Source organism: Streptomyces sp. NPDC048172 (assembly GCF_043202595.1).
Taxonomy (GTDB): Bacteria; Actinomycetota; Actinomycetes; order Streptomycetales; family Streptomycetaceae; genus Streptomyces.
Genome location: NZ_JBIDAT010000001.1, coordinates 1,732,994 through 1,752,529, shown reverse-complemented (window position 1 = coordinate 1,752,529; position 19,536 = coordinate 1,732,994). Strand labels below are relative to the sequence as shown.

Below are 19,536 nucleotides of genomic sequence, written 5' to 3'. Positions count from 1 at the left end.
CTTCATAGTTCAACGGGCAAGGGAGTGTGCGGCGTTGGATGACGGCACCGGCGACGGCAACGGCGAGGCACGACGGGGAGAGGCGGGCGGCGGCCCCGCGCGGCACCTGGTCTTCGCGCCGCTCCGGACGGGCGGCCGAGCCGACGAGGTGGCGCGCCGCATCAGCGAGGCGGTCGGCCTGGGCCTCATAGCGGACGGCGAGCAGCTCCCCAGCGAGCTGGCGCTGTCGGGCGCGCTGAACGTCTCGACGGTCACCCTGCGCGAGGCCCTCTCCGTGCTGCGCCAGAAGGGCCTGGTGGAGACCCGCAGGGGCCGGGGCGGGGGAAGTTTTGTCCGCGCGCCTGTTGACCCGTCGGTGGAGCGTCTGCGGACCCTGTTGCGGGACACCGGCGCGCACGAGCTGCGGGAGATCGGCGACATGCAGCTCGCGGTGAGCGGAACGGCCGCCAGGCTGGCCGCCTCGCGCGCGTCGGAGAACCAGCTCGCACGGCTGCGCGGGCTGGTCGATCAGCTCGCCGCCGCACGCACGGCGGGCGAACGCAGGAGGGCAGACGGACGGTTCCACATCGAGGTCGCGGCCGCCGCCCAGTCGGCACGTCTGACACGGCAGGAGATCGACCTGCAGAGCGAGATCGGGGAGCTGCTGTGGATCCCCTTCGGCGAGGCGGTGGCGCACACGGACGCCGTCGCGCAGCACCGCTCGATCCTCGCGGCCGTCGAGGAGGGCGACGGGGATCTGGCGCGTGCGCGCGGGGAGGCCCATGTGGAGAGCGGCGTCTCCCGGCTGATCGAGTTCCATCTCCAGCTCGCCGCGCGGCCGGGCACCGACCGTAGGGGGACCGACGATGGCTGACCGCACCGCTCACGTACCGCGCGAGCGCCGCGACCGTACGGCCGCGGCCCGGGCCGCCTTCGAGGGGGTGCTGCGCGAGGTCTTCGACGGCGTCGCCGTCCTGGCCGGACTGGCCGGGGCGCTGCACCGCGCCGCCGCGGCGGAGGGCAGGTCACCGGCCTCCGGCGAACTGGCCGCCATCCGGCCCACCGTGCTGGCCCGGCTGACCGCGCCCGGCGGTGTCCTCGCGGGCACGGGCGTGATCGCCGCTCCGGACGTGCTCGCGGACCGGTCCCGCTGGCTGGAGTGGTGGCGCCTGCCGCACGACCGTACGGGCGAACCGTATCCGCTCTCGGTGGATCTCGATCCGTACAGCGTGGGCGGCTACGAGTATCCCGCCGCGGAATGGTTCGAGATTCCGCACCGTACGGGCCGACGCGCCGTGGTCGGTCCGTACGTGGACTACGCGGGCACGGACGAGTACATCCTGACGTTCTCGGCGCCCGTGCTCGGCGAGGCGGGGTTCTTCGGCGTCGCCGCCGCCGACGTCCGGGCCACCGATCTGGAACGGGCGGCCCTGCCGCTGCTCCACGCGACGGGCCCCGGCACGCTCCTCGTCAACCTCTCGGGCCGCGTGCTGGCCTCCAACACGCCCGCCGTGGTGGCCGGTTCGCTGGCGCCCTCCGGGCACCGGGCGGGCGAGGCGCTGCCCTCCGGAGAGGAGTGGCACGAGTGCGCGGGCCTGCCCTGGTCACTGGTCCGTACGGAGTGAACCGGCGGGCGGGCCGGGCGGGGCGTCCGGCTCAGGACTGGTAGGGGTTCTGCGGAGGCTGGTGCTGCTGCGGCTGCTGGCCCTGCGGCTGCTGCTGCGCGAAGGGGTTGCCGGTCGGCGCGCCCTGCTGGGGCTGCGGCATGCCCTGCGGCGCGCCGCCACCCTGGGCGAGCAGCTGCTCGGCGTTCTCTTTGGAGACCTCGCTCGCGGCGCCGCAGAAGGTGCACTGGATCGAGTGCTTCGCGGGTGCGATCGGGAAGAGCGGAATGAAGAAGAGGGAGAACTTGGTGACCCTCTTGCGCAGCGCGTGCGCGGACGGGTTGCCGCAGAATCCGCAGAGCAGGTTCAACATGGCGAGCTGCAGCGTCTTGCTGCTGGTGCCGAAGATGATCACGGCGGCTCCCTTCCCGAGTGCGTACGGTGCGTCCGTGCGTCCGTACCGCGGCCGTGCCGCCAGCCAACCACCCGGCGGGTGCGGGGCGTAAGGCGGAGCGTGTAACAGCCCTGCCCCAACGCCCCGCACCCGTACGGAGGATGGTCGTACTACGGCTGCTACAGCGCGGTCATCACGTGCTTCACGCGCGTGTAGTCCTCCAGCCCGTACATCGACAGGTCCTTGCCGTACCCGGACTTCTTGAAGCCGCCGTGGGGCATCTCGGCGACGAGCGGGATGTGGGTGTTGATCCACACGCAGCCGAAGTCGAGCTCCCTGGAGAGCCGCATGGCCGTGCCGTGGTCCTTGGTCCACACGGAGGACGCGAGGGCGTACTCGACGTCGTTGGCCCACTCGACGGCCTGGGCCTCGTCGGTGAACTTCTGGACGGTGATGACGGGGCCGAAGACCTCGTTCTGGATGATCTCGTCGTCCTGCTTGAGCCCGGAGACGACGGTGGGCGCGTAGAAGTACCCCTTGTCGCCGACGCGCTCGCCGCCCGCCTCGACCTTGGCGTGCGCGGGGAGGCGGTCGATGAAGCCGGCGACCTTCTCCAGGTGGGTGGGGTTGTTCAGCGCGCCGTAGAAGCAGTCCTCGTCGCTCAGGTCGCCGGTCTTGACCTCGGCGGCGGCCTTGGCGAGCGCGGTGACGAACTCCTCGTACACGCCCTCCTGGACGAGCACGCGCGTGGCGGCCGTGCAGTCCTGTCCGGCGTTGAAGAAGCCGCCGTCCCGGATGCCCTCGACGGCGGCGGGGATGTCCGCGTCGTCGAAGACCACGCAGGGGGCCTTGCCGCCCAGCTCCAGGTGGACCCGCTTGAGGTCCTTGGCGCCGCTGCCCGCGACCTCCATGCCCGCGCGCACGGAGCCGGTGATGGAGGCCATGGCGGGGGTCTTGTGCTCGACCAGGAGGCGGCCGGTGTCGCGGTCGCCGCACACGACGTTGAAGACGCCCTTGGGCAGGATCTCGCCCATGACCTCGGCCAGGAAGACCGTGGAGGCCGGGGTGGTGTCGGAGGGCTTGAGGACGACCGTGTTGCCCGCCGCCAGCGCGGGGGCGAACTTCCACACGGCCATCATCGCCGGGTAGTTCCACGGGGCGACCTGCGCGCACACGCCGATCGGCTCGCGGCGCACGAAGGAGGTGAGGCCCTCCATGTACTCGCCCGCGGACTTGCCGTCCAGCATGCGCGCGGCGCCCGCGAAGAAGCGGATCTGGTCGAGCATCATCGGCAGTTCCTCCTGCCGGGTCAGCTCCAGCGGCTTGCCGCAGTTCTCGCACTCGGCGGCCAGCAGCTCGTCCGCGCGGGCCTCGATCGCGTCCGCGATCTTCAGGATGGCCATCTGGCGGGTGGCGGGAGTGGCGTCGCGCCAGGCCGGGAAGGCGGCCTCGGCGGCGGCCATGGCGGCGTCCACGTCCGCGGCGCCGGAGAGCGGCGCCGTGGCGTACACCTCGCCCGTCGCCGGGTTGACCACCTCGGTGGTCCGGCCGTCAGCGGCGTCCCTGAACTCCCCGTCGATGTAGTTGCGCAGCCGACGCAGCTCGGTGGTCACTTCGCACCCCTCCTGCTCCGTTGTCCAATGGGTGAGACCGCCACCCTAACCGGCGGGACAACGCTTTCGATACACCCACACCTCCAGAACAACGGAATCAGTTCCATACGACGCCTATCACTGCGGATTACATCGAATACGGGTTGCAGGACAGTGGATGTCTCATGCACAGTGGCAGACGTGGCTCGCGACTCGAAGAAGACCAATGGCTCCCGGTCCCTGGACGACGTGTCCCTGGCGATCATCGAACAGCTCCAGGAGGACGGCAGGAGGCCGTACGCAGCGATCGGCAAGGCCGTCGGCCTGTCGGAGGCGGCCGTGCGGCAGCGCGTCCAGAAGCTCCAGGAGCAGGGCGTGATGCAGATCGTCGCCGTGACGGATCCGCTGACCGTCGGCTTCATGCGCCAGGCGATGCTCGGCATCACCGTCGACGGTGACGTGGAGCCGGTCGCCGACGCGCTCGCGGAGCTCGAAGAGGTCGACTACGTCGTGGTGGCGGCGGGCTCGTTCGACCTCCTCGTCGAGATCGTGTGCCAGGACGACGAGCACCTGCTCGAACTCATCAACAAGCGCATCCGGACCCTTCCCGGCGTGCGCTCCACCGAGAGCTTCGTCTACCTCAAGCTGCGCAAGCAGACCTACACATGGGGAACGCGATAACAGTGAGTCCAGACAACCATTCCGGCCCGACCTCCCAGGACCTCTCCGACTCCGCACGCGACCACCTGTGGATGCACTTCACCCGCATGTCGTCGTACGACAAGGCGCCGGTCCCGACCATCGCCCGCGGCGAGGGCGCGTACATCTTCGACACGGACGGCAAGCGCTACCTCGACGGTCTCGCCGGCCTCTTCGTCGTCCAGGCCGGACACGGACGCGCCGAGCTGGCCGAGGCCGCCAACAAGCAGGCGCAGGACCTCGCGTTCTTCCCGATCTGGTCCTACGCGCACCCCAAGGCCGTCGAGCTGGCCGAGCGGCTCGCGCAGCACGCCCCGGGCGACCTGAACAAGGTCTTCTTCACCACCGGCGGCGGCGAGGCCGTGGAGACCGCCTGGAAGCTCGCCAAGCAGTACCACAAGCTCACCGGCAACCCGCTCAAGCACAAGGTGATCTCCCGCGCCGTCGCCTACCACGGCACGCCGCAGGGCGCCCTGTCCATCACCGGGCTGCCCGCGCTCAAGGCGCCCTTCGAGCCGCTGGTGCCCGGCGCGCACAAGGTGCCGAACACGAACATCTACCGGGCGCCGATCCACGGCGACGACCCGGAGGCGTTCGGCCGCTGGGCCGCCGACCAGATCGAGCAGCAGATCCTCTTCGAGGGCGCGGAGACCGTCGCCGCGGTCTTCCTGGAGCCCGTGCAGAACGCGGGCGGCTGCTTCCCGCCCCCGCCCGGCTATTTCCAGCGGGTGCGCGAGATCTGCGACCAGTACGACGTGCTGCTCGTCTCGGACGAGGTCATCTGCGCGTTCGGACGGCTCGGCACGATGTTCGCCTGCGACAAGTTCGGTTACGTGCCGGACATCATCACCTGCGCCAAGGGCATGACCTCCGGGTACTCGCCCATAGGAGCCGCGATCATCTCCGACCGGCTCGCCGAGCCGTTCTGGAAGGGCGACAACACCTTCCTGCACGGCTACACCTTCGGCGGCCACCCGGTCTCCTCGGCCGTCGCGCTCGCCAACCTCGACATCTTCGAGCGCGAGGGCCTCAACCAGCACGTGCTGGACAACGAGGCGGCGTTCTTCGGCACTCTTAAGAAGCTGCACGATCTGCCGATCGTCGGCGACGTGCGGGGCAACGGGTTCTTCTACGGCATCGAGCTGGTCAAGGACAAGGCGACCAAGGAGACGTTCACCGAGGAGGAGTCCGAACGGGTGCTCTACGGCTTCCTCTCGAAGGCGCTCTTCGAGGCGGGCCTCTACTGCCGCGCGGACGACAGGGGCGACCCCGTCATCCAGCTCGCGCCCCCGCTCATCGCGGGCCAGGAGGTCTTCGACGAGGCCGAGCAGATCCTCCGTTCCGTCCTCACGGAGGCGTGGACCAAGCTGTAACGGTTCTTCTCAGGGCGTGCCTCCGCTCCGTACCGCACGGGCGGCTCAGTGACCGCTGTGCCCTCCCCTCGTTCACCCAACAGGGGGATGGGCACATCGGCGCACGAACAAGCGGAGGTACCCCCCATGGCCGCCCCACCTGACAACGAGGTGCTCTGGGCACGCGGACTGCACTACGGCTACGGCGACTCACCCGCCCTCCAAGGCGTCTCCCTCGGCGTCCGGGAGGGCGGGATCCTCGCCGTCACCGGAGCGCGCGGCAGCGGCAAGACCACGCTGCTGCGCTGTCTCTCCGGCCAGGCCGTACCCACCTCCGGCGAGGTCTGGTTCAACAGCGTGCCCGTGCACACCCTGGGCCACGCCTCGCGGGAACGGCTGCGGCTGGACCGTTTCGGCTGGATCGACAGCAGCCCCCGCCTCGTCCCCGAACTGACGGTCTGGGAGAACGCGGCGCTGCCCCTGCTGCTGCGCGGAACGGGGCACCGCGCGGCGCGTGCCGCCGCGCGCGAATGGCTCGACCGTCTCGACGTCGGCGGCTGCGCCCGCAAGCGGCCCGGCGCGCTCTCCCAGGCCCAGCGCCAGCGGGTGGCCGTCGCCAGGGCCCTGGTCCACTCCCCCTCGGTGCTCTTCGCGGACGAGCCGACCGCGCCGCTGCACCAGCCGGACAGGGCGCAGGTGCTGCGCACGCTGAGCGCGGCGGCACGCTCGCACGGCATCACCGTGGTCCTGGCCACCCACGACCTGAGGGTGACCGCGCAGGACCTCACCACGGACGAGGCCGGTGCGACGCTGGCCGACCGCGCCGTCACCCTCGCCGACGGCCGCAGGGTGACGACGCGGACCACGCGCGGCCAGGAAGCGGAGGGCCAGTCGGCGTGCTCGCTCTCCGTCTAGCCCGCGGCTCGCGCCCGTTCGCGCTGCTGCGCAGGATCCCTCTGCTCTGTGCCTCGGCGGGCGTCAGCGCGCTGCTGCTGGCCACGCTCGCCCACGCCCACAGCCATCCCGGCCGCACCACCGAGTCCGCCGTACGGCTGCTGTGGTGCCTGGTTCCGCTGGCCGTCACGGCGGCGCTGGCCGGGGTGCTGGCCCGTACGGAAGCGAGCGGCACGACCCGCGGCGCGCTGGACGCCGCGGGGCTGGGTGCCGCGCGGCTGCCGCTGCTGGCCGCCGCCTCCGCGGCGCTCACCTGCGCCCTGGGCAGCGTCCTGGTCCTCCTCACGGTCACCCTCCCGCACCGGGACCCGCGCGGCCCGGTGCTGCCCGGCACGGCCGTGCGGCTTCCGACGCCCGCGGAGCCGCTGCCCCTGCCCGCCGGTCTGACCCTGCTGTGCGTCGTGCCGCTGGCGGCGGCGCTGGCCGCGGCGTGGACGACCCGGCCCGGCCGGGAGCCGCGTCCGGCCGCGCGCTTCGAGGACGGCACGACGGACAGCGCGGAAGGCCGTGCGGAGGGGCGCGCCGAGGGGCATGCGCGGGGCCTCCCCGGCCCCCGTGCGGCGCTGCTGAGCGGGGGTCTGCTGGCGTCCTGCGGCGCCGCGCTCGCGGTCACCGTCTCGCGGCCGGGCGGCTGGGCCCTGGCGGCGCTCGGCCTGGTCGTCGCCGGACCCGGCCTGGTGCACGCCACGGGGCGGCTGCTGGCCGCCGGGCGGCCCGGGGCCGTACGGCTGCTCGCGGGGCGCGGGCTCCAGCGCGAAGCGCCGCGCGTGGGGCGCCCGTTGGGCGTGCTGTGCGCCGTCGCCTCGGCCGCGCTGGCCGCGGCGTGGGCGTACCGCCCGGCGGACGGCAGGCCCGCGCTCCCCGGTCTCCCCGGGCTGCCGGGCCCACCGGGGGCGCTGACGGCGCTGGGCGCCGCCCTGGTGCTGTGCTGCGTGGCGGCAGGCGCCCTCGCGTCCCTGGCCGGGGTACGGGCGTCCCGCGCGCACGGCACGGCCGTTCTGGCGGGGCTGGGCGCGCCGCGCGCCCTGCTGCGGAAGGTGGCGCTGGCCCGCTCGGGGACGCTGGCCGTCTCCCTCGCGCTCCTCGTATGGGTGATGGCGCGGCTGGCCCCGATGCCGTTCGGCTGATGCCCGGCGGTGAATCGGTTCGGTGGACGTCCGTCAACTCCCCCTTACCGTACGTGGCTGAACACGTACCCTGTGGCAGGAGACCGTGGATCGGGCCAGGAGGGCGGTAGACGTGCCATTCAGGTTCAGCGGGCGGCGGAGCGGTCAGCTCCCCGCGGAGGTCACCAGTTTCGTCGGGCGCGCGACGGAGCTGGAGGAGCTGCGGCGCATGCTCGACGCGGCCCGGCTCGTCACGCTCACCGGGCCGGGCGGGGTCGGCAAGACCCGCCTGGCGCTCCAGGCGGCCCGCTCGCGCCACGGCACGTATCCGGACGGGGTGCGGCTGGTCGAGCTGTCCGGCCTGAAGGACCCGGAGCTGCTGCCGCACACGGTCGCCGCGGCGCTGGACCTTCCCGAGCAGGCGTCGCGGCCCCAGATCGACGCGGTGGTGGAGTATCTCGCCGAGCGTGAGCTGCTGCTGATCCTCGACACCTGCGAGCATGTGCTGGACGCCTGCGCGCTCCTGGCCGACCTGCTGCTGCCCGAGGCGCCGGGGCTGACGGTGCTCGCGACGAGCAGGCAGCCCCTGGACGTCCCCGGCGAGCACGTGCTGTCCGTCCCGCCGCTGCCCTGCTCCGAGGCGGACGCGCCCGTCTCCGGCGCGGGACAGCGGCGGGAGCGGCGGGAGCAGCGGGAGCGGCGGCCCGGGGACGCGCTGACGCTGTTCGCCGAGCGCGCCGCGGCGGTCGTCCCGGGCTTCGCGCTGACCGAGTCCAACCGGGCGTCCGCGACGGCGCTCTGCCGCCGCCTGGACGGCATTCCGCTGGCGATCGAGCTGGCGGCCGTACGGCTGCGCGCGCTGCCGCTGGACGAGCTGGCGGAGCGGCTGGGCGACACGTTCGCGCTGCTGGCGGGCGGGCGGCTGACGACGCTGAGCCGCCATCAGACGCTGCGCACCACCATCGGCTGGAGCCACGAGCTGTGCACCCCGCCCGAACGGCTGCTGTGGGCGCGGCTCTCCGTCTTCTCCGGCGCCTTCGACCTGGCCGCCGTCGAGCAGATCTGCACCGACTCCGAGCTGCCCGCGGGCGAGGTCGTGCAGCATCTGATCAGCCTTGTCGACAAGTCGGTCGTCCTCCGTATCGAGCTGGACGGGCAGACCCGCTACAGGCTGCTGGACACCATCCGGGAGTACGGCGCGGAGTGGCTGGATTCCATCGACGAGACCGCCGCCTGCCGCGGCCGGCTGGTCGCGCACTGCCACCGCCGGCTGCGCCACTTCGAGGAACACTTCGCCACGGACGAGCAGTTGCCGCTCCACCTCGCCCTGACCGCGGACCGCGACAACCTGCGGGCCGCGTTGGAGTACGCGGTCGCCGGGGCGGAGGAGGGCAGGGGAACGGGCTTCCGGACGGACCGTCCGGCGGGAGCCGCGCCGCCCGGCCCGCTGGCGCTCACCGCCTCCATGTGGACGTACTGGGCGTGCGGCGGCCTGCTCACCGAGGCGCGCTACTGGATGGACAAGGCGCTCGCCCTCACCCCCCGCTCCCCCCAGACCTCCTCCGACCGGGCCAAGACCCTCACCTGGTACGGCCTGTTCAGCATCATGCAGGGCTCCTGGGAGGAGGCGTTCGCCCCGCTGCGCGAGGCGCACGAGCTGGCCCTGGAGCTGGACGACCCGCTGCTGACCGCGTGGGCCGTCGGCTTCGAGGGCGCAGCCCGCAACTACGGCGGGGAGCACGAGCTGGCCCTGACCATGACCGACGAGGCCGTCGCCTACCTGAGCCGGACCGGCGACCGGCTGACCCGCGTGATGGCCTGCTACGCCAAGGGCTTCGCCTACGCCCTCGCGGCCCGCCCCGACGAGGCCGTCGCCGCCTCCGAGGAGGGCCTGCGGCTGCTGGGCCCCGCCAGCAAGGAGCACTGGAACCAGGGGTATCTCTACCTGGTCAAGGCCTTCGGGCACATCCTGGGCGGCGAGCGCGACGCGTGCGCCGCCGCGGCCCGCCGCGCCCTCGCCCTCAAGGGCGAGCTGGGCGACGTCGTCGGTGTCGCCTACAGCCTCAGCCTCCTGGCGTGGGTCGCGCAGCAGCAGGGCCGCCACCGCCGCGCGGCCTGGCTGTACGGGGCGATGATGACGCAGTGGCAGGCCGCGGGGGACTCCACGTTCGGCGGCATCGTCACGCTCCAACTCCTGTGCGACTCGGTGGCCGAGGCCCTCCGCGACGGCCTCGGCGCCGACGCGTTCACCCGTACGGTCCGGCAGGGCGGCCGCCTCACCCTGGAGCAGGCGGTCCTCTTCGGCACGGACGACGCGGACAGCCTGATGGCCGTGCCCCGCCAGCCGGGCGACGACGTGCCGCGCCGCCAGGGCTCCAGGGCGGGCGCCGGCCGTACGGACGGCCAGGACGGCCAGGACGGCCAGGACAGCCGCACCGGCACGGCGGCCCTCACCCGGCGGGAGCGCGAGGTGGCCGGACTCGTCGCCGAGGGCCTGTCGAACAGGGAGATCGCCGAGCGGCTGGTCGTCTCCAAGCGCACGGCCGACGCGCACATCGAGCACATCCTGTCCAAGCTGGGCTTCTCCTCACGGGCGCAGATCGCCGCCCTCCTCGACGAGCAGCCCGCGCGCAGCGAGACGGGCACGTCCACCCGCCATACCTAGGACCTGTCCTGACGGGTCCGGGGATTTCCGTATACCTACGTCGGCCATGACCGATGCCGGGACACCGCGCGCGGGACGACGCTGGGCACTCGTCGGAACTCGTTGTGCGGAGGCGGCAGTGTTCATGGCAGGCATCTTCGACCGCGAGGACGGGGCACCACAGAGCGACAGCCCTGACCTCATCGGCCGGAGCTGGGAGTCCGCCGAACTGTCCCGGTTGCTGAAACGGTCGCGGCTGGTGACCGTTGTCGGCCTGGGCGGCGTCGGCAAGAGCGCGCTGGTGGCCGGGGCCGCCCACCGGACGGCCCGGAGCGGCGCCACGGTCGTGGCGGTCGACATGGCGGGGCTGAGCGGCACCGAGCAGATGTTCCAAGCCCTCGGCCGGACAGCGGGCGAGCAGGAGATGCTCCTGCTCATCGACAACTGCGAGCACCTCCTGGCCCCTTCGGCCAGCGGGCTGGGCCAGCTGCTGGCCGTCTCCTCGGGGGTGAGAGCCCTGGTGACGTCGCGGCGCAGGCTCGGCACCGAGGGCGAGACGGTGCTGCCGATGGGTCCGCTGCGGCTGGAGGACGCGGTGGAGCTGCTCGCGCTGCGCGCCGGGCAGCTCGGTGTGTCCCTGGGCTCCAGCGAGGAGGACAAGATCACGGCGGGCAGGATCTGCCTGCGGCTGGACTGCCTTCCGCTCGCGATCGGCCTCGCGGCGGGCCAGCTCACCTCGCACACCCCCCGCGAGCTGCTGGTGAGCCTCTCCGAGGGCGGCTCGTCGCTCGGCCTGTCCGGCAACGGCTCCGAGGTCCCGGGCAGGCACCGCACCCTGCGCCACTGCCACGGCTGGAGCCATGAGCTGTGCAGGGCGCAGGAGCGGCTGCTGTGGGCGCGGCTGAGCGCGTTCGGCGGCACGTTCACGCGCGTCGCCGCGGAGAAGGTCTGCGCGGACGAGCAGCTGTCCCCGGAGTCGATCCGGCTGGCTCTGGACGGGCTGACGTCGCAGGGGCTGCTGGCACGGGTGAACGGCCGCACGGAGCTGCTGCGGATGCCGCGCACCGTGCAGGACTACGGCTCGGAGTGGCTGGCCCGCCTCGGCGAGGAGACCCGGCTGCTGGAGCGCGTCCTGCTGTGGTCCCGCGGTCTGCTGTGACGTCGCGCCGTGTGACCACGCGGGTCCGGCACCCGGGGGTCGGCGCCCGGGTGCCGGACCCACGCGGTCACACGGACTGACGAACCGACGTACGAGCGTACGGACGTACGGACGCGAAGGTGCTGCGGCGACGGCACGTGAAGCGCGCCCGTACGTACGACGCGCGTACGTACGACGCCCGTACGTACGGGCGCGTCTCAGGCGGCCGTCAAGCGGCCGTCAGGCGGCCAGTGGCACCACGTCGCGCGCGTCGAAGACCGCGCCGACCTCGGCGCCCTCCTCCGGCGCCTCGCGCAGTGTGCAGGCGGCCTCCAGCCGTGGTCCGTTCCCGTCGGCGGGGCGGAGCAGCACCGTCACGGAGGAGCCGTTGCCGCCGCGGAAGCTGCGGGCCTCCACCGTGCACCGCAGGCCCTCCTCGGGGGCCGTGAGGCGCACGCCGGTGGGCCTGACGAGGACCCGGTCGGCACCCTCGGGGGCGTCAGGGGCGACGGGCAGCTTCCCCCAGGGCGTGTCGGCGAGTTCGCCGTGCACGGTGGCGGGCACCACGTTGTCGAAGCCGAGGAAGCGGGCGACGAACTCCGAGGCGGGCCGCTGCCACACCTCCAGGGGCGGCCCGGACTGCGCGACGCGGCCCTCGTTCATGACGACGACACGGTCGGCGAGCGCGAACGCCTCGCCCTGGTCGTGGGTGACGGCCAGGACGGTGGTGCCCAGGCGGTGGAAGAGGCCGCGCAGTTCGACGACGAGCCGTTCGCGCAGGCTGCGGTCGAGCTGCCCCAGCGGCTCGTCCAGCATGAGCAGCCGCGGCTGCGGGGCGAGCGCCCGTGCGAGCGCCACCCGCTGCTGCTCGCCCCCGGACAGCGCGCCGACGGCCCTGCGCTGCGCCCCGGGCAGGCCGACCAGGGAGAGCAGTTCGGCGACCCTGCCCTCGGCGTCCTTCTTGTCCGTACGGCGCATCCGCAGCCCGAAGGCGACGTTGCCGCCGACGTCCCGCTGGGGGAAGAGCTGGTGGTCCTGGAACATCAGGCCGACGCCCCGCTTGTGGGGCGGCACGCCGCTCTGGTCGTTCCCGGACAGGAGCACCCGTCCGGCGTCGGCGGGCTGGAGCCCGGCGACGACGCGCAGCAGGGTGGACTTCCCGCTGCCGCTCGGGCCCAGCACGCAGACGGTGTGGTGCTCCTCGACGTCCAGGCTGACCGCGTCCAGCGCCACGCGGGCGCCGAAGCGGACGGTGACGCCGTCCAGTCGCAGCATCTAGAACTCCCCTGGGCTGTCGGTGCGGACGCGTTCGAGCGCGAGCAGCGTGCCCGCGCACACGAGCATCAGGACGGTGCTCAGCGCCATCGCCTGCCCGTAGTTCATCTCCCCCGCGCGCCCCAGCAGCCGGGCGACGGCGACGGGCAGGGTCGGCGCGTCGGGGCGGGCGATGAAGACGGTGGCGCCGAACTCGCCCAGCGACACGGCGAACGCGAAGCCCGCCGCGACCAGCAGGGCCCTGCGCACCAGTGGCAGGTCCACCTCCCGCCAGGCCCGCAGCGGGGAGGCGCCCAGGACGGCGGCCGCCTCCCGCAGCCGTACGTCCACGGCGCGCAGCACGGGCAGCATGGTCCGTACGACGAACGGCACGCCCACGAGCGCCTGTGCGAGGGGGACGAGGATCCAGGAGTCGCGCAGGTCCAGCGGCGGCTCGTCCAGGGCGATGAGGAAGCCGAACCCGACGGTGACCGCGGAGGTCCCCAGCGGCAGCATCAGCAGCGCGTCGAACCCGCGCACGAGCTTGCCCGCCCGCCGGGTGAGGGCTGCGGCGGCCAGGCCGCCGATGACGAGCGCGATGAGCGTGGCGACGGCCGCGTACGCGAGGGAGTTGCCGATGGCGGCGGCGGGCGCGACGACGAACGTGGCGCTGTCCGACTCCTCGCCCAGGGCGCGGAAGAACGCCAGCCCGTAGCCGTCCGGCCCGTTGAACGCCCGTTCGACGAGGACGGCGAGGGGCACCAGTACGAGCAGCAGCGTCAGCCCCAGCACGGCCCACAGCGCGGCCCACTGGAACGGCCCCCGGGGACGGCGCGCGGTGGTCTGCGCCGGTACGAGGCTGAGTGCCGTCTCCCGCTTCCGCAGCGACCAGGCGTGCACGGCGAGCAGCGCGGCGACGGCGGCGAACTGGAGGAGCGTGAGGACGGCGGCCGTCGGCAGGTCGAGGAGGGTGGCGGTCTGCCGGTAGATCTCCACCTCCAGCGTGGCGTAGCGGGGGCCGCCGAGGACCTGGATGACGCCGAAGCTGGTGAAGGTGAACAGGAAGACGATCAGCGCGGCGGCGGCCAGCGACGGCGCCAGCGCGGGCAGCGTGACCCGCCGCCACGCGGCGAACCGCCCGGCCCCCAGCACCCGCGCCGCCTCCTCCTGGCGGGGGTCGAGCTGCGCCCACAGGCCGCCGACGGTGCGCAGCACGACGGCGTAGTTGAGGAACACGTGCGCGAGCAGGATCGCCCACACCCCGGTGTCCAGCCGCACCCCGAACCACTCGTCCAGGACGCCCCCGCGCCCGGCGAGCGCGAGGAACGCCGAGCCGACCACGACGGTCGGCAGGACGAACGGGACGGTCACCACGGCCCGCAGCAGCCCCTTGCCGGGGAAGTCGAGCCGCGCGAACACGTACGCGCCGGGCAGCGCCAGCGCCAGGGTGAGACCGGTGGAGGCCAGGGCCTGCCACAGCGTGAACCACAGCACGTGCAGCACGTCGGGGTCGGTGAGGACCTGCCCCACGCGCCCGGTGTGCCAGTGCCCTCCCTCGCGCAGCCCCCGCCCGACGATCGCGGCCACGGGCCATGCGAAGAACACCGCGAAGAACACGGCGGGCACGGCCATCAGTCCCAGCCGCGTCCAGGTGCCGCGGACGTCCCGCCGGGGCCGGGGCCGGGACGGAGCGGCTACTTCACGACGAGCGAGGTCCATGTCTTGATCCACTGCTCACGGTTCTTGGCGATCCGGTCCGGGGCCATGGTGGCCGGGTCGTCGATCTTCTCGCCGTACTCGGTGAACAGCTCCGGCAGCGCCGCGTCCTTCCGGACGGGGTTGACGAACATCTGGAGCGGCATGTCCTCCTGGAACTCCTTGCTGACCAGGAAGTCCAGCAGTGCCTTGCCGCCCTTGGTGTTCTTCGCGCCGTTCAGCAGCCCGGCGAACTCGGTCTGCCGGAAGCAGGTGTCCTTGGCGATGCCGGTCGGCGCCTGCTTCGGCTGCGGCTTCTTGCCGAGGACCTCGACGGGCGGGCTGGAGGCGTAGGAGACGACGAGGGGGCGGTCGCCCTTGCCCTTGCCGCCGCGGGAGCCGCTGAAGCGGTCGTTGTACGCCTGTTCCCAGCTGTCGACGACCTCGACACCGTTGGCGCGGAGCTTCTTCCAGTAGCCCTGCCAGTCCTTGTCGCCGTACTTGGCGGCGGTGGCGAGGAGGAAGCCGAGGCCCGGCGAGGAACTGGCGACGTTCTCGGTGACCAGGAGGTTCTTGTACTTGGGCTTGACCAGGTCGTCGAGGGTGCGCGGCGGCGCGAGCTTCTTGCGCTCGAACCAGGCGCGGTCGTAGTTGACGCAGATGTCGCCCGTGTCGACGGGGGTGACCCGGTGCTTGCCCGCGTCGAGCTGGTGCTCCTCGGGCACCTTGCCGAGTCCCTTGGCCTCGTACGGCGCGAAGACGCCCTTGTCGAGGGGGCGGGAGAGCAGGGTGTTGTCGACGCCGAACAGGACGTCGCCCTGCGGATGGTCCTTGTTGAGGACGGCCTGGCTGACGGCCGACCCGGCGTCGCCGCCGCGCAGGACCTTCACCTTGTAGCCGGTCTTCTCCGTGAAGTCCTTGAGGACCTTCTTGGAGGCGGCGAAGGAGTCGTGGGTGACGAGCGTGACGGTCTTGGAGTCGTCTCCGCTGCCCGAGCCGCCGCAGCCGGTGGCGACGAGGGCGAGAGCGAGGACGGCGGTGGTGGCGGCAGCGGCGCGCCGCGCGTGCTTCTTCATCGTGTGCATCGACTTCCTACCCGGCATGACCCGGGCGAGGTTCGAGGGTCTGCGGCGCCGCACGCGATGCTCTGTCCCGCGCACGGACGGCCGCACTCTCAGCGCTGTGAGCGCTCCCCTGTCGGCTGTGAGGTTGTCAGGCCACCATGACGTGACCCTGTTCGAACGATATCAGTCAGGCATCAGCCGGGATCAGCCAGGATCAGCGCTCGGTCGCCGCGAGCTGGCCGCACGCGCCGTCGATCTCCTGCCCCCGGGTGTCCCGCACGGTCACGGGCACACCGTGCGATTCCAGCGTCCGTACGAACTCCGCCTCGTCCTCCGGGCGGGACGCGGTCCACTTCGAACCGGGCGTCGGGTTGAGCGGGATCAGGTTCACATGGACCCGCTTGCCCTTCAACAGCCGGCCCAGCAGGTCGGCCCGCCACGCCTGGTCGTTGATGTCGCGGATCAGCGCGTACTCGATGGAGACGCGGCGGCCCGACTTGGCCGCGTACTCCCACGCGGCGTCCAGGACCTCGCTCACCTTCCACCGGGTGTTGACCGGTACGAGGGTGTCGCGCAGCTCGTCGTCGGGGGCGTGCAGGGAGACCGCGAGGCGGCACTTGAAGCCTTCGTCGGCGAAGCGCAGCATCGCCGGGACGAGACCCACCGTCGAGACGGTGATGCCCCGCTGGGAGATGCCCAGCCCGTCGGGCTCGGGGTCGGTCAGCCGCCGGATGGCGCCGACGACCCGCTTGTAGTTGGCGAGGGGCTCGCCCATGCCCATGAAGACGATGTTCGAGATCCGCGCGGAGCCGCCGGGGACCTCCCCGTCGCGCAGGGCGCGCATGCCGTCGACGATCTGGTGCACGATCTCGGCCGTCGACAGGTTCCTGTCGAGGCCCGCCTGCCCGGTGGCGCAGAACGGGCAGTTCATCCCGCAGCCCGCCTGCGAGCTGATGCACATCGTCGCCCGGTCCGGATACCGCATCAGCACGGACTCGACGAGCGTCCCGTCGTGCAGCTTCCACAGCGTCTTACGGGTCGTGTCGTTGTCGCACGTGATGTGCCGCACCACGGTCATCAGCTCGGGCAGCAGCTCCGCCGCGAGCTTCTCCCGGGCCGCCGCGGGGATGTCCGTCCACTGCTCCGGGGCGTGCGCCAGGCGCGCGAAATAGTGCTGCGAGAGCTGCTTGGCGCGGAAGGGCTTCTCGCCCGCCGCTGCGACGGCCTCGCGGCGCTCCTCGGGCGTGAGATCGGCAAGGTGCCGCGGCGGCTTCTTGACCCCGCGGGGGGCGACGAAAGTCAGTTCTCCGGGTGCAGGCATAACCTCACCAGTGTCGCAGACGATCGACGGCATTCGTTCCGCTCAGCCGTTCGACCGCCTGGGACTCGGCCCGGGACTCAGCCCGCGCCGACGAACACCACGAACAGCAGCCACACCACCGGCGCCGTCGGCAGCAGCGAGTCCAGGCGGTCCATGATGCCGCCGTGCCCCGGCAGCAGGGTGCCCATGTCCTTGATGCCCAGGTCCCGCTTCATCATCGATTCGCCCAGGTCACCCAGGGTCGCGGTGACCGCGACGGCGAGCCCCATCAGGAGCCCCTGCCACCAGCTCCCGTCGTCGATCATGAACTGGGTGCACAGCGCCCCCGCCGCCATGGCGAACGCCACAGCCCCGACCAGGCCCTCCCGGGTCTTCCCGGGGCTGATACGGGGGGCGAGCTTGTGCGTACCGAACCGCCAGCCCACCGCGTACGCGCCGGTGTCGCTGACGACCGTGAGGATCAGGAAGGTCAGCACGCGCCACGGCCCGTCGTCCGCCGCGAGCATCAGCGCGACGAACGTCGCCAGGAACGGCACGTAGAACGCGGCGAACACACCCGCCGTCACGTCCCGCAGATAGTCCGCGGGCGGCTCCGTCATCCGCCACACCAGGACCGCGAGCGCCGTGAGCGCCACGGCCACCCAGGCGCCCTCCGCGCCCCGCACATAGCCCGCGACGACCATGGCGGCGCCGCCGACCGCCAGGGGCACCAGGGGGGCCCGGATGCCCTTGCGCTCGTTCAGCCGCGACGTCAGCTCCCACAGGCCCACCACGACGGCGACGACGATCACGCCGACGAAGACCGGCTTGTAGAGGAAGAGCGAGGCCAGGATCACCACACCCAGGCCGAGGCCCACCCCTATGGCCGCACGCAGGTCACGGCCCGCCCTCTTCTTCCCCCTGTCCTCTTCGGGAGCGGGCGCGGGGGCGGTGGCGGGGGCGGGCTCCTGGGCGCCGCGGCCCTCCGGCTCGTCACGGAAGCGCTCGTCATGGAAGCGCGGGCGCTCCTCCGGACCGCCGGAGTCACCTGGGTCGGACACAATGGGCATAGGCCGAGTCTGCGACACATCGCCGCCTACGTCGTGCCCGGCAGGCGCCCCGGCGTCACGCGGAGGAGCCGCTCCGGACACGGCGGGCCCCTGGTCGGGAGGGCCCCAGTACCCCGCGCTCGGTGGCGGCGCTCCCCAGGTTGAGTCGTTCACAGATTGCAGCCTTCGGCCTTGGACCTCGGATCGTGGACGGCGGACGCTCGGGCTTCGGCGCCCGTCAGACTTCGAGCAGCTCGGATTCCTTGTGCTTGAGCAGCTCGTCCACCTGCGCGACGTACTTCGTGGTGGTGTCGTCCAGCTCCTTCTCGCCCCGCCGGCCCTCGTCCTCGCCGACCTCGCCGTCCTTGATGGCCTTGTCCAGGGTCTCCTTGGCCTTGCGGCGGACGCTGCGGATCGAGATCTTCGCGTCCTCGCCCTTGGTCTTGGCGACCTTGATGAACTCCCTGCGGCGCTCCTCGGTCAGCTCCGGGAAGACCACCCGGATGATGTGGCCGTCGTTGGACGGGTTCACCCCCAGGTCCGAGTCACGGATGGCCTGCTCGATGTTGCGCAGCGCGCTCTTGTCGAACGGGGTCACCACGGCCATCCGGGGCTCCGGCACCGAGAACGACGCCAGCTGGTTGATCGGCGTGAGCGCGCCGTAGTAGTCCGCCACGATCTTGTTGAACATCGCCGGGTGCGCACGGCCGGTGCGAATAGCGGCGAAGTCCTCCTTGGCGACGACGACCGCCTTCTCCATCTTTTCCTCGGCTTCGAGGAGGGTCTCTTCGATCACCACGTGCTCCTGGTTCGATGAATGAGCCTGACTGCTTCATCCGGGGCGATGACGCGGGGAACCGCGCCGCGGTACGGCTCCGGCCCCCGCAGTGCCCTGATTCCTGCACGGTGTCCGACCGGCAGGCTGTTGTCCATCCCCGTACCGGGTCAGTCCCGGGTCCCCTGGTTGCTGACCAAGGTGCCGATCTTCTCACCCTTGACCGCCCGCGCGATATTGCCTTCGGCCAGCAGCTCGAAGACGAGAATCGGCAGCTTGTTGTCGCGGCACAGGGTGATCGCGGTCATGTCCGCGACCTTGAGGTCGCGGGTGATGACCTCGTCGTACCCCAGCGCGTCGAACTTCACGGCCGACGCGTTGTGCGCGGGGTCGGAGTCGTAGACACCGTCGACGCCGTTCTTGCCCATCAGCATCACCTCGGCGTTGATCTCCAGCGCCCGCTGGGCCGCCGTGGTGTCGGTGGAGAAGTACGGCATGCCCATGCCCGCACCGAAGATCACCACGCGGCTCTTCTCCAGGTGCCGCACGGCGCGCAGCGGGATGTACGGCTCGGCGACCTGGCCCATGGTGATGGCGGTCTGCACGCGGGAGTCGATGCCTTCCTTCTCCAGGAAGTCCTGGAGCGCGAGGCAGTTCATCACCGTGCCGAGCATGCCCATGTAGTCGGAGCGCGCCCGGTCCATGCCGCGCTGCTGGAGCTCGGCGCCGCGGAAGAAGTTGCCGCCGCCGATGACCACGGCGACCTCGTACCCCTCCCGGACGACCGAGGCGATCTCCCGGGCCACTTTGTGCACGACGTCTGGGTCGACACCGAGCCCGCCTCCACCGGCGAACGCCTCGCCGGAAAGCTTCAGCAGAAAGCGCCGCCGACGGTCGCCGTCTTTGTCGGTGTCATTGCTCATGGAGATCTCCTCGT

Annotated in this window: 17 protein-coding genes and 1 riboswitch; of the genes, 8 read left to right on the top strand and 9 right to left on the bottom strand. The window is 72.1% G+C overall.

Annotation, left to right across the window (positions count from 1 at the left end):
• The first annotated feature begins 34 nt into the window (after window positions 1-34).
• Both ACGF3A_RS08090 and ACGF3A_RS08085 read left to right on the top strand, forming a co-directional pair.
• On the top strand, window positions 35-853 hold the full coding sequence (locus ACGF3A_RS08090) for a FadR/GntR family transcriptional regulator (protein ID WP_393726904.1): 819 nt from the start codon (window positions 35-37) through the stop codon (window positions 851-853).
• Window positions 846-1,604, top strand: coding sequence for a cache domain-containing protein (locus tag ACGF3A_RS08085; protein WP_393726902.1), 759 nt, complete (start codon window positions 846-848; stop codon window positions 1,602-1,604). Before ACGF3A_RS08090 ends, ACGF3A_RS08085 begins: the two co-directional genes overlap by 8 nt.
• A 31-nt stretch (window positions 1,605-1,635) precedes the next feature.
• Here ACGF3A_RS08085 and ACGF3A_RS08080 read toward each other — a convergent pair whose 3' ends face one another.
• Both ACGF3A_RS08080 and ACGF3A_RS08075 read right to left on the bottom strand, forming a co-directional pair.
• The gene (locus ACGF3A_RS08080; protein WP_393726900.1) at window positions 1,636-1,998 is read right to left on the bottom strand and encodes a zinc-ribbon domain-containing protein; all 363 of its coding nucleotides are present in this window, start codon (window positions 1,996-1,998) and stop codon (window positions 1,636-1,638) included.
• A gap of 158 nt (window positions 1,999-2,156) precedes the next feature.
• On the bottom strand, window positions 2,157-3,590 hold the full coding sequence (locus ACGF3A_RS08075) for a gamma-aminobutyraldehyde dehydrogenase (protein WP_393726899.1): 1,434 nt from the start codon (window positions 3,588-3,590) through the stop codon (window positions 2,157-2,159).
• A gap of 171 nt (window positions 3,591-3,761) precedes the next feature.
• Between ACGF3A_RS08075 and ACGF3A_RS08070 the strand changes: the two genes are divergently transcribed.
• From ACGF3A_RS08070 to ACGF3A_RS08045, 6 genes are all read left to right on the top strand, one after another.
• Window positions 3,762-4,250, top strand: a complete 489-nt coding sequence (locus ACGF3A_RS08070) for an Lrp/AsnC family transcriptional regulator (RefSeq protein WP_393726897.1) — start codon at window positions 3,762-3,764, stop codon at window positions 4,248-4,250.
• Complete coding sequence (locus ACGF3A_RS08065) at window positions 4,235-5,641, top strand: aspartate aminotransferase family protein (protein WP_393726895.1); 1,407 nt, start codon at window positions 4,235-4,237, stop codon at window positions 5,639-5,641. Before ACGF3A_RS08070 ends, ACGF3A_RS08065 begins: the two co-directional genes overlap by 16 nt.
• Before the next feature lie 126 nt (window positions 5,642-5,767).
• Window positions 5,768-6,535 carry an ABC transporter ATP-binding protein gene (locus ACGF3A_RS08060; RefSeq protein ID WP_393726894.1) on the top strand — a complete coding sequence of 256 codons (768 nt, stop codon included), beginning with the start codon at window positions 5,768-5,770 and terminating at the stop codon, window positions 6,533-6,535.
• The gene (locus tag ACGF3A_RS08055) at window positions 6,517-7,701 is read left to right on the top strand and encodes a hypothetical protein (RefSeq protein ID WP_393726892.1); all 1,185 of its coding nucleotides are present in this window, start codon (window positions 6,517-6,519) and stop codon (window positions 7,699-7,701) included. The genes ACGF3A_RS08060 and ACGF3A_RS08055 overlap by 19 nt, the downstream gene beginning before the upstream one ends.
• 112 nt (window positions 7,702-7,813) lie before the next feature.
• Window positions 7,814-10,345: an ATP-binding protein gene (locus ACGF3A_RS08050; protein ID WP_393726890.1), complete on the top strand. Its 2,532-nt coding sequence runs from the start codon at window positions 7,814-7,816 to the stop codon at window positions 10,343-10,345.
• 124 nt (window positions 10,346-10,469) lie between these two features.
• Entirely contained in the window at window positions 10,470-11,483 is a 1,014-nt protein-coding gene (locus ACGF3A_RS08045; protein ID WP_393726888.1) for a hypothetical protein, read from the top strand.
• 219 nt (window positions 11,484-11,702) lie between these two features.
• On the opposite strand, the gene ACGF3A_RS08040 is transcribed toward ACGF3A_RS08045, so the two are convergent.
• The 7 genes from ACGF3A_RS08040 to pyrH all read right to left on the bottom strand — a co-directional run bounded on the left by ACGF3A_RS08040 (window position 11,703) and on the right by pyrH (window position 19,522).
• Window positions 11,703-12,737 (bottom strand): ABC transporter ATP-binding protein, encoded by a 1,035-nt coding sequence (locus ACGF3A_RS08040; protein WP_393726886.1) that lies wholly within the window; start codon window positions 12,735-12,737, stop codon window positions 11,703-11,705.
• Window positions 12,738-14,435, bottom strand: coding sequence for an ABC transporter permease (locus tag ACGF3A_RS08035; RefSeq protein WP_393726884.1), 1,698 nt, complete (start codon window positions 14,433-14,435; stop codon window positions 12,738-12,740).
• The gene (locus tag ACGF3A_RS08030) at window positions 14,411-15,487 is read right to left on the bottom strand and encodes a thiamine ABC transporter substrate binding subunit (protein WP_393727224.1); all 1,077 of its coding nucleotides are present in this window, start codon (window positions 15,485-15,487) and stop codon (window positions 14,411-14,413) included. The genes ACGF3A_RS08035 and ACGF3A_RS08030 overlap by 25 nt, the downstream gene beginning before the upstream one ends.
• Window positions 15,484-15,617: riboswitch (TPP riboswitch) on the bottom strand. Its footprint overlaps the gene before it by 4 nt.
• Window positions 15,618-15,689: 72 nt before the next feature.
• Window positions 15,690-16,796, bottom strand: coding sequence for a 23S rRNA (adenine(2503)-C(2))-methyltransferase RlmN (gene rlmN / locus ACGF3A_RS08025; protein ID WP_393726882.1), 1,107 nt, complete (start codon window positions 16,794-16,796; stop codon window positions 15,690-15,692).
• 77 nt (window positions 16,797-16,873) lie between these two features.
• A complete protein-coding gene (locus ACGF3A_RS08020) occupies window positions 16,874-17,998 on the bottom strand; it encodes a phosphatidate cytidylyltransferase (RefSeq protein WP_393726880.1) in 1,125 nt (374 codons plus the stop codon).
• A gap of 64 nt (window positions 17,999-18,062) precedes the next feature.
• Entirely contained in the window at window positions 18,063-18,620 is a 558-nt protein-coding gene (gene frr / locus ACGF3A_RS08015; RefSeq protein WP_393726878.1) for a ribosome recycling factor, read from the bottom strand.
• A gap of 149 nt (window positions 18,621-18,769) precedes the next feature.
• The gene (gene pyrH, locus ACGF3A_RS08010; protein WP_393726876.1) at window positions 18,770-19,522 is read right to left on the bottom strand and encodes a UMP kinase; all 753 of its coding nucleotides are present in this window, start codon (window positions 19,520-19,522) and stop codon (window positions 18,770-18,772) included.
• Window positions 19,523-19,536 lie beyond the last annotated feature (14 nt).